The following is a 9,606-nucleotide window of genomic DNA, read 5'->3' on the forward strand; positions in this document are numbered from 1 at the left end:
CGTACCGCGAACCCGCCGGGTCCTCCTGGAGGTCGTACTCCAGTCGGCCACCGGTTGGAGTGGCCCGTTCGGTGAGGTCGATCAAGCCCTGGCCGGGGGCGAGGGCGGACGTGACCTCACGATCAGGCGGCCGATGATCTCCCGCAGGTCTTGGAGGGCCTCGTGGGCGATCTTCCGGATGACGCAGGCCGCGCGGGCGATCTCCTCGCGGGGCGCGTCCGGGCGAAACTCCAAGGCGCCCGTATGGACGCTGAGCAGCGTGAGCCGGTGGGCGAGTACGTCATGCACCTCGCAGACGATGGCTTCGCAATTGCGGGAGGCGGCGTCGGGCCCTCGACGGCCAGCGTGCTGCGCCGACGGCCGGAACCGTCCAGTGCCTCGCCAACAGTTGCTTCCTAAGACAACAGGTGCCGAAGGCCGCTTCCAATGGCAAAGGCACTGCCCCGCAGGCGTACTGCGGGGCAGCGTAGAGCTACCGAAGGGCGACCGCGCGAGCGCGTAGGAGATCGCCGAGCAGGCGCACTGGCGACGTCGGGCACAGAGCCAGTCGGACGTCGAGGGCCGACTCCCATTGCTCGGTCAGCCCCAGTTTGAGGCGCTGCCGCATTCCCGGGGTGACGTGGGCGTAGCGCGCCGAGACCGAGCCGTCGATATGGCCCATGCGTTCGTCCATGAGCACCTTCTCGGTTCCCAGGTCCTCCATCATCGTTCGGTGGGTGTGGCGAAGGCCGTGGGGCGTGAGTCCCTTGGCTATCGGGAGCCAACAGGCGTCGGCTCGTTCGCTGGCACCCCGCCCTCTTGCCGGGACGCCGGGCCAAGGCTCGCCGAGCAAGGGCACCGGCCGTGGCTCCTGTGGCGCCTTCTTCGGGTACCAGCCTGAGACCGCCGGCGTGAACAGCCAGGTAGCGAAACCGTTCCTGCGCCAGTGGGCTGCATGCTCCGGCACGACGCCGCCCCGCACGAACCGGAGGTCCGCGATGGCCTGCTCGACCTTCGCACGCGTGGCCTCGATGACGCGTTCGGGGTGGTTGAGGACGTTGGACACTGTGCCGGTCGAAACGCCGGCACGACGGGCGACGTCAACAAGCTTCGCGCCCTGGTGGCCGCCTGTGCGGGCCGCGCCCTGCCCTCGAAATACGTAGGTCTTGCCGTGGCAGGGGCATGGCTTGGGCTTCGTGCGGGCGATGTGGTTGACGACCAGCGCGGACAGCCAGTCCGTCGAGGCGATGGTGCGGTAGCTGTCGTCCTTTGGCGGGCAGCGCACCAGTTCCCCCGTGTCGAGCTCGTACAGCTGCCACTCGACCCGGACGGCTCCTGGGCGGACGAACGCGGTCTCCAGGCCGACGATCTCGCCCCAGCGCAGGCCGGTGTACCCCTTGAGGACCACGGCGACGAACTCGTCGTCGCGGCCGGAGAGCAGGGCGGCGCGCTCGGCGGTCAGCAGGATGCCGAGCGCGTCGGTGACTACCTTCTCGGGGCCACGGTCTCGGGAGCGGCCGGCGCGTTTGCCGCGTCCGCGTCGCCGAGCGGCCGGGTTGGAGGTGATCAGGCCCTCGTCGATCGCGTCTTCGAGGATCAGGTGGAGCGTCGAGCGCCAGGTCTTGACGCTGGAGGCCGCGTAGAGGGCCTTCTCCTTCTTCTCCCACAGGTCGACGTCCGTGCGCAGGATGCCGACGAGTGCCTTGTCCTCGAAGTCGGGGAGCAGGTGCTCCTCGATGTGGCGCTTGTAGTTCTGCATGGTCGAGGCCGCCAGGTCCTGGGCCTCGTACCAGCGGTTCGCGTACTCGCCGAAGGTCTCCTGGCCGAGGGCCGGGTCGCGCCAGTCGCCGCGACGGAACTTGTTCTCGGCCTCGGCCGCTGCCCGTTGGGCCTCGCCCTTGGTGGCGAACCTGATCGCCTTGCCGTGCTCGTCGACGACCGTGTTGTGCTTGCCGGGCGCAACCTTGTACCGGCCGCGCCAGTAGTTTCCGCGCTTCTCCGCGAAACCCACGTCCCGCTGTCTCCCTCTTCCTTGTCCTCGTCTACGGCAGATTCGATCGGGTCACGCGACAGTGCCGTACTGCTGCTGTCGACGCGGTGGGCGGGCCCGCAGGCGAGTCGCCGGAGCAATGACGGGGCGGCGCGGTTGCGCGGAGCCGGTCTGCGTACGGAGCTCGGAGAGCGGTTCGCTTGCCCGTGCGGCTGTCTGCGCAGGCTGGGCCGGCCGCTCCTCGTAGAGACGGATGATCTCGGCGAGATGCTCGGCGGTGAAGCGGTAGGCACGGCCGACCCGGGTGTGCGGTATCAGGCGCCGTCGCGCTCGGTCCTTGACCCACCAGGCCGAGCAGCCGAGAGCGTCTGCGATCTCCTCGGGACGGTAGAGGCGAGGCGGAGGGGCGTCGGACGGCCTGTGGGGGACGCGCGTGGGCGTGGGTCGGTGCAAGGGGGCGGCTCCTGATCGGGAAGTCGGGGGGCGAATGCGTGGGCGGCTCAGCTGGCGCCTGGGCCTTGGAGGAGGACGAGGGGCGATACCTGCAGGGCATCCGCGATGGCAACGAGGTCGTCGACATCGCATCGCCGCTTGGCAAGTTCGATGCGGGACAGCATCGTGTTGGACATAGGGCGGCCCAAAGCTGAACACCGCTCAGCGAGTTGGCGCTGCCCCAGGCCGCGTTCGACGCGGAGAATCTCGATAGTTCGAGCCGTCAGCATTCCCGCGGGTCCTATTTCCAGAGATCGTGCTGCCATGGCTCCAGTTGTAGCGTGCATTCGCCGGTTTGGTTAACCGGCGATCGTCGGCTATGTTGCGCCGCGCTCAATCGGTGAGCGAGGCGATCGGGGTGCTGCGCAGGGCCAGCCCCCCTGAACACGTCCCACCATCAGAGAGCTCCTCTGACGTGGGGTGTTGTGTTGTAGCTTCGTCGCCCGCAGGACGTCAACGGCTTGTCGATGTGATCCTTCTGGCTCGGGAGGCGGGGCAACTATTTGGTCAACCGCCGATCGTGCCCTACCGTTTTCGCACCGCCCCTCGCCGACTCAATTCTCAGCGGCCTTTCTGCCGTGAGAGATTGCGCCGGATAGGGCTGGACTTGTGCGACCTGGGTGTGGCTTTGTTGAAGACACCCCGGATAGCGCGAGCGGCCATCGATGCCCCCGCGTCAACGGCCCGACTTTCCGAGCGCCTTCACACCCGCCCCACCCCGCCCGACGGTGAACCGTGGGCTACCAGCCCACCAGCCACCGAGTGAGGACCTGCCCCCTTGGCACGAATCCGCACCATCAAGCCGGAAGCCTTCGTCTCCGAGTCCCTGGCCGCCGTCTCCCTGACCGCCGAGCGCACCTTCTTCGGCCTGCTCACCCAGGCTGACGACCAGGGCCGCCACCGCGACCACGCCGCGATCATCGCCGGACAACTATGGGTCCTGCGTCCGGAACACACGCCTGGCGACGTCGAACAGGACCTCGCCCAGCTTGCCGACGCCGGTCTGATATGCCGCTACAAGGGCCCGGGCGACAAGCGCTACCTGCACGTCGTCACCTGGCGGCAGCATCAGAAGATCAACCGCCCCAGCGCGAGCCGCCTCCCCGCCTGCCCGCACCACGACACGCTGACTCGCACCGCGCCCCGCGCCGACGCGCCGGCTACGGGAGTCGGCATCACGGAGACCGCACCGCAGCCTCACGGAGCACTCGGTGAGGGCTCCGGGCGAATACGCGAGCCTGCGGTGAAGTCCGTCACCGATGACGAAGCAGCAGGTCAGAGCGATTTCCTTGAGTCCTCCGTGAGGCAGCGGGAAGGGCTCAGTGAGGGAGCGGTGACGCCTCACGGCCCGGATCTAGGACCTAGGATCATGGATCTAGGAGATACCCCTTCGGGGGGCGCCAGCGCCCCCGCACCCCACGCCGTCTCGGCCAAGCAACTCATCGCCGAGTACGCCGCCGCATGCGCACACCGTCCGCCCAAGGACGTCCTGGGCCATCTCGGTCACGAGGTGCGCAAGCTGCTCGGTGAAGGCATCGCCCCAGCCCACGTCCGGGCCGGCCTGGAACGGCACCGTGCCAAGGGCCTGCACCCCAGCACTCTGCCGAGCCTCGTGCACGAGGCCATGAACGCGGCCCCCACCGCGCCGATCGTCCACAGGGCGTGGACAAACCCCGCCGATGTCGAAGCCGCCTACGGAGGTGACCTCTGACCGCCACCCTCACCCGCGAGCCCCACCGGGTCGGCCCGCTCGCCGACCGGCTCAACGGCATCCTTGCCAGTCGCGGCATCGACCTCGCCACCGCTAATGCCGAGGAAGAGCACGCCGAGCCCGTCACCGCGCTGGAACTGGCCGACGCCAGGATCCCCGCCCGCTACCGCCGAGCCCTGGCCGACCATCCGAAGGTCACCGCCTGGGCCGACGAGATCGCCCGCGCCGGACGCCCCGGCCCCGGCGGGCCGGGCATCGCTGAAGGCCCGTCGCTGCTGATCGCCGGCCCCACGGGCACCGGCAAGACCCACCAGACATACGGCGCCATCCGCACTCTGCTCGCCCGAGGGGTCCGTCTGCGCTGGGAAGCGACCACCACCGCCGACCTTCACGCGCGCCTGCGCCCCCGCGCCGGCCACGACGCCGAACGTGACCTGCAGACCCTTGCGCGCTGCCCACTGCTGTTCCTGGACGACCTCGGCGCGGCCAAGACCAGCGAATGGACCGAGGAGCTGACCTACCGGCTCATCAACCACCGGTACGAGCACATGCTCCCGACCCTCATCACCACCAACCTTCCCATGGAGCAGCTGCGCGCCACCCTCGGTGACCGCGTCGCCTCCCGCCTCGCCGAGATGACCGACCGCGTCATCCTCGAAGGACCCGACCGACGACGCCGCATCACGCCCGCCACCTGACCCCGCCCAACACCACCTTCCCTGGCCTCCGTCGCGTACCGGCCGCTCTCACACCAGTCACGGCCCGCGCCGGCCTCTCGCCTCAGGGAGCCGCTCAGCGCGCGGCCCCTTCGTCCTCCTCTCCCCTACGCCTTGGAGCCCCTCCTGCCTCCTCTCGCCCTCGCTCCCCTGGCTATCCGCAACAGCGGCACGCCGCTCGTCCCCGACTGGGCCGCCTCCCCGGTGACCGTTGCGCTCCTCATCTCGCCCATGTTGCTCGGCCTGCTCGCTGGTTGGTTGATCCACCGGCAGCGCCACCGGCCGCCTCGCAGCAACCGCCGGCGCGGGACCATCGCAGTGCCCGTCGCAGCTCTGGCCGCCCTCGGCTGCACCGCCTACAGCGCGGACACCAGCTGGCGGTTCGCCGCCGACTACCTCGACATGGACGGCACCGCCGAGCGCGTCGCGATGTTCGCCGCCGCAGAGCTGGCCCTCTTCGCTACGGCCCTGATGGCCCGGCAGAACCTCAACGGCCCGAAGCAGGCACCCGGCCTGCCCGGCAGCCTCACGTGGATCATCACCGCAGTCCAGATCCTGCCCGCCTACGCCGAGTCCGGGCTGGTCGGCGGCACCGTGCGCGCCTTCGTCGGCCCGGTCATGGCCGCGATGCTGTGGCACCTGGCCATGGGCATCGAGCTGCGCCACCGCACCCCCGACGCCGCCTCACGCAGCCTTGCCGCCGTCCTCGTCCGCCAGGCCCGCGAACGCCTCCTGGCTCGCCTCGGCATCGCCGACCAGGACGCCGATGCAACCCGCCTCATCCGCGAGCGCGCGCTGAGCGAAGCCGTCGCTCTCGTCCTGCGTGCCGAGTCGATGACCGACCGACAGCGCGGCAAGCGACGGCAACGGCGCCTGACGGAACGCCTACACGAGGCCCTGGAGCGGGCCGACGTCGACGGGGACCCGCTCCAGGACGAGCTGCTGCTGCGCAAGCTCGCCACCCGCAAGCAGGCCCTCGGCCTCGCCTCCGTCACACTGCCGCCGCGCTGGCAGATTCCGGCCTCGTCCCCCGCCCGTGAAGGCGGGCACAGCCGCCCGCTCTCCGCCCGCCCGGAGGCACTGCCACGGGCAAAGGACGCTGCCCGCCCACACGCATCAGACCCGGGTGACGACAAGGTGTCTTCGGCTGCCCGACCGCGGCCTGCCCGACCGGTGCCCGTGCTGCCCGCACGGGCAGAAACCGAAGACGGTCTGGCGCCCACGGGAAACAGCGCGGGCAGCCTCTCGGGCAGGCGCGAGCGGAAGGCGGCTGCCCGGAAGAAACGTGATGCCGGCAAAGCCCGCGCCTCCGACGAGGTCATCCTCGAGCACGCCCGCCGTATTCACGAGGAGACCGGCAGCGTCGGACGCGACCGGGTCGAGGACGCCCTGCGCGCCGCCGGTTACACCGTGTCCAGCGACGGCGTCGGACGAGTAGTCCGCGAGTTCAAGGCCCAGCTCAAGCCCGCAGCTGGCGATCCGCTCCGCTGATCCCCCCAGCACCAGCACTCCCAACCAGACCCCGACCCGAAGGGCCTCATGCACACACCGCCCCACGAAGACTCCATGCCCCACGAGGAATCCCTGCCGACCGCCCCTGCCCCGTCGGGAGCAAGTTGGTGCAGGAGCATTGCTCCCGCCGGGAGCAATGCTCCTGCCTCTCCCGCCCCGGCAGCGGCGCGAGCAGATCGGCACCGGGGGGCGCCGATCGTTCAGGATGCGACCGAGGGCGGATCGCATCCTGAGAGGGAAGAACCGCGCGCGAGCCACAGCACCGACTGTGCTCACGCCGCCCCGTCGAAGCCCCGTGTGCAGCAGCGTGAGCGTCTGCGTGACGAGAAGAAGCGTGTGCGCCAGCCCAGCTGCCGCATGAACGGCGACGAGTACCAACTCCTCGTCCGGGCAGCCGCCGAGTGCCAGATGAGCGTGGCCGGGTTCCTTGCCCGCTCGGCTCTCAACGCTGCCCGCGACCTCAACCGCACCGCCGCGGACATCGCGGGCGAGAAAGAGATGCTGCGGGAGCTGTTCGCGCTGCGGCGGCACCTCGGACAGATCGGCAACAACCTCAACCAGGTGGCCAAAGCCCTGAACTCCGGAGCCGACGCCCCACAGGCCGAGGCGGTCCTCGCCGCCGTCCAGCGCGCCGCCACGCGGGTCGACGCCTTCACCCAACAGCACCTGGACAACCAGGCGGCTGCGTGATCCCGCGCGTCCACACTCGGGGCACGCGCACCATCGGCCTTCTCCACTACCTGTACGGGCCGGGCACGCACGAGGAGCACGTGGACCCACACCTCGTGGCCGCCTGGGACGGTCTGGCCCCCGATCCCGGCCGAGACCCCGACGCCAGGTACGGCGATCTCCAGCAGCTGCTCGACCAGCCGGTCATGGCCCTGCCCGAGAGCCGACGGCCGGCCGAGCACGTGTGGCACCTGTCGGTACGCGCCGCCCCTGAAGACCCGTTCCTTTCGGACGAGCAGTGGGGCGAGATAGCCCGCAGGATGGTCGCCGCCACCGGTATCGCCCCCGCCGGCGACGACGCCGCGTGCCGCTGGGCGGCCGTCCGGCACGCCGACGACCACATCCACATCATCGCCACCATCGTCCGCGAGGACGGCCGCCAGGCCCGTCTCCGCCAGGACGGCAAACGCTCCCAGGCCGAAGCCCGCAAGATCGAGATCGACTATGGGCTGCGCCGCCTCCACGCCGGCGACGGCACCGCCGCCCAGCGACCCACCAGCGCCGAACGCCACAAAGCCCAACGGGAAAGCCGCGAGCGCACCGCGCGTGAGGAACTGCGCGAGACCGTGCGCCGCGCCGCCGCCGGCACCGCCTCCACGGATGAGTTCTTCGACCGCCTGGCCGCCGCCGGTCTGCTCTTCCGCAAGCGCATCGCGCCCTCCGGCGACCTGCTCGGCTACAAGGTCGCCCTGCCCGACGACCACAACAAGGACGGTGAGCCGGTCTTCTACTCCGGTTCGAAACTCGCACCCGATCTGTCCCTGCCCCGCATCCGCGAACGCTGGGCCCCGCCCGCGGAGCCCACTTCGGCGGACGGCTCCGGGCCGGAGCGGCCCGCCCTGCCGGACGTGACAGGTCCCGCGTTCGCACGGCGCCGGGCCACCACCGCTACCTGGCAGGCCCTGCTGATCATCGACCAGGGAGACGACGGCACGGCAGCGGCGCAGATCGCTGCGGCGGGTGAGGTGCTGGACGCGCTGGCCAAGACCTCCGCCGCCCACACCCGCGCTGAACTCCGCGAGGCGGCCTTCGTGTTCGAGCGGGCTAGCCGTTCTCATGTGAAGGCCATACGCGGGCATGACCGGACCCTGCGCCAGGCCGCCCGCGGCCTCGTCCACAGCGGGTCGGCCCTCGGCCGAGGGGAAGACGGCGCCACCACCGCGATGCTCATCGACATGGCGTTCTTCCTTGCCATCGCCGCGGCGAACTGGCACGCCAAGAAGCACCACAGTCAGCAGGCCGCAGCAGCCCGACAAACCGCCGAGCATCTGCGCGCCGCCTACCAGGCCGCTGCGGGGGAGCCCATGGCCGCACTGGGCCAGCGAGGCCGGCGCCTGACCCCGCGCGTCCGGCAGCGGCAGGCCGATCTTGTTCGCCACGTGCTACCGGAGCTGGCAGAACGGATCCTGGCCGAGGGCGGCTGGTCCGCGCTGGCCACCACCCTCGACGACACCCGGAAGGCCGGCCACAACCCGGCAGCTCTGCTGGCCGACGCTGCCCGGCGGCGCGAGCTCGACACCGCCACCTCGATCAGCGAGGTCCTCGTCTGGCGCCTGCGCAACAGCGCCCACCTGCCCGCCCTGCCCGAAAGCTCTCACGAAGCACTCGCCCAAGGCAGTCACCGCCAGAAGCCTTCAGTGCCCAACACGACGCTGCCGCAGGACACCGCGAACTATTCCGGCCGCCGCCGCTGACCGGAAAGCGACGCAACATAGCCGACGATCGCCGGTTGGGCAAACCGGCGGTTCTCCGGACCATTGATGTCTCACCCACCCACTCCCAGGAGGAGCTCCCGTATGCCCAAGACCCAAGCCCGACCGGAGATCGTCGTCCTGCTCTGCGACACGGACGTCGAGCGCCGACTAGAGACCGGCAAGTGGTACCACCTCGACGGGCGCCCGTTCAGCAAGGACGAGCAGAGCCTCATTGGCAAGGTCACTCGCGACGATTTCGCAGAGGCTAGGACGCAGCACAAGCGCTACGAGGACTACCTGCGCACGATGGACGAAGCCCCGGATGCCCTCAACCAGTTCCTGGCCCCGTTCATGGAGCGGCTCGACGTGAAGATACTCGGCAACGCCGTCGAGCTCATGAATGAGGACGAGCGAGCCGAGCTCGATCGCCTCCTCAGGCCCATCGTCGACCCAATCCGTCCCTTCACCCCCTACGCCTTCTGACCCTGGACTCCGCGCCGATACGTACCCCACGCGCTGGTGACCGGCTCCGACGACCGATCCGGCATCTGACACAGAGGCGTGTGCGTTCCAAGCGATAGCCGGTAGGACTCGTCACGCCGAACGAAGCACCAGGCGTGGAGGCGGACCGCTCTCAACAACCTCAAGCCGTGACGTACGAGGACGCCGACCAGGGCACAGCAACATGGAAGCGGGGGGGCCCCGCGGGACTGCGAGGGGGCCGTGTGGTGGGTGTGGGCCGCGGCGTGGGGGTGGGCTATTATATACTCTATCTAGAGCGCG

9 protein-coding genes and 1 pseudogene are annotated in these 9,606 nt (G+C 70.0%); 6 read left to right on the forward strand and 4 right to left on the reverse strand.

Features of this window, described 5'->3' with window-relative positions:
* Window positions 1-123 precede the first annotated feature (123 nt).
* The 4 genes and pseudogenes from ACFWR9_RS28605 to ACFWR9_RS28620 form a co-directional block, all read right to left on the reverse strand.
* A pseudogene (locus tag ACFWR9_RS28605) lies at window positions 124-309 on the reverse strand (histidine kinase dimerization/phosphoacceptor domain-containing protein); the annotation flags it as partial.
* A 163-nt stretch (window positions 310-472) separates the two neighbouring features.
* A complete protein-coding gene (locus ACFWR9_RS28610) occupies window positions 473-1,990 on the reverse strand; it encodes a LacI family DNA-binding transcriptional regulator (protein WP_383846835.1) in 1,518 nt (505 codons plus the stop codon).
* Window positions 1,991-2,041: 51 nt separating this feature from the next.
* Window positions 2,042-2,422, reverse strand: a complete 381-nt coding sequence (locus ACFWR9_RS28615) for a helix-turn-helix domain-containing protein (RefSeq protein WP_383846837.1) — start codon at window positions 2,420-2,422, stop codon at window positions 2,042-2,044.
* 47 nt (window positions 2,423-2,469) lie between these two features.
* Entirely contained in the window at window positions 2,470-2,727 is a 258-nt protein-coding gene (locus tag ACFWR9_RS28620) for a helix-turn-helix domain-containing protein (RefSeq protein ID WP_383846839.1), read from the reverse strand.
* A gap of 512 nt (window positions 2,728-3,239) precedes the next feature.
* Here ACFWR9_RS28620 and ACFWR9_RS28625 point away from each other — a divergent pair.
* The 6 genes from ACFWR9_RS28625 to ACFWR9_RS28650 all read left to right on the forward strand — a co-directional run bounded on the left by ACFWR9_RS28625 (window position 3,240) and on the right by ACFWR9_RS28650 (window position 9,306).
* The gene (locus ACFWR9_RS28625) at window positions 3,240-4,172 is read left to right on the forward strand and encodes a hypothetical protein (RefSeq protein ID WP_383846841.1); all 933 of its coding nucleotides are present in this window, start codon (window positions 3,240-3,242) and stop codon (window positions 4,170-4,172) included.
* On the forward strand, window positions 4,169-4,870 hold the full coding sequence (locus ACFWR9_RS28630; protein WP_383846889.1) for an ATP-binding protein: 702 nt from the start codon (window positions 4,169-4,171) through the stop codon (window positions 4,868-4,870). Before ACFWR9_RS28625 ends, ACFWR9_RS28630 begins: the two co-directional genes overlap by 4 nt.
* 336 nt (window positions 4,871-5,206) lie before the next feature.
* Window positions 5,207-6,379, forward strand: a complete 1,173-nt coding sequence (locus tag ACFWR9_RS28635; protein WP_383846842.1) for a hypothetical protein — start codon at window positions 5,207-5,209, stop codon at window positions 6,377-6,379.
* Between the two features lie 318 nt (window positions 6,380-6,697).
* A complete protein-coding gene (locus ACFWR9_RS28640) occupies window positions 6,698-7,090 on the forward strand; it encodes a plasmid mobilization protein (RefSeq protein WP_383846844.1) in 393 nt (130 codons plus the stop codon).
* Window positions 7,087-8,823, forward strand: a complete 1,737-nt coding sequence (locus tag ACFWR9_RS28645) for a relaxase/mobilization nuclease domain-containing protein (RefSeq protein WP_383846846.1) — start codon at window positions 7,087-7,089, stop codon at window positions 8,821-8,823. The genes ACFWR9_RS28640 and ACFWR9_RS28645 overlap by 4 nt, the downstream gene beginning before the upstream one ends.
* A gap of 102 nt (window positions 8,824-8,925) precedes the next feature.
* Window positions 8,926-9,306, forward strand: coding sequence for a hypothetical protein (locus tag ACFWR9_RS28650; protein WP_383846848.1), 381 nt, complete (start codon window positions 8,926-8,928; stop codon window positions 9,304-9,306).
* The last annotated feature ends 300 nt before the right edge of the window (window positions 9,307-9,606 follow it).

This window comes from Streptomyces sp. NPDC058534, assembly GCF_042717365.1.
Classification (GTDB): Bacteria; Actinomycetota; Actinomycetes; order Streptomycetales; family Streptomycetaceae; genus Streptomyces.

What these genes read in the sequence shown, in the direction of transcription:
- ACFWR9_RS28620 (WP_383846839.1), bottom strand. Translation starts at nt 2,727, where the DNA reads ATGGCAGCACGATCTCTGGAAATAGGACCCGCGGGAATGCTGACGGCT.
- ACFWR9_RS28650 (WP_383846848.1), top strand. Translation starts at nt 8,926, where the DNA reads ATGCCCAAGACCCAAGCCCGACCGGAGATCGTCGTCCTGCTCTGCGAC.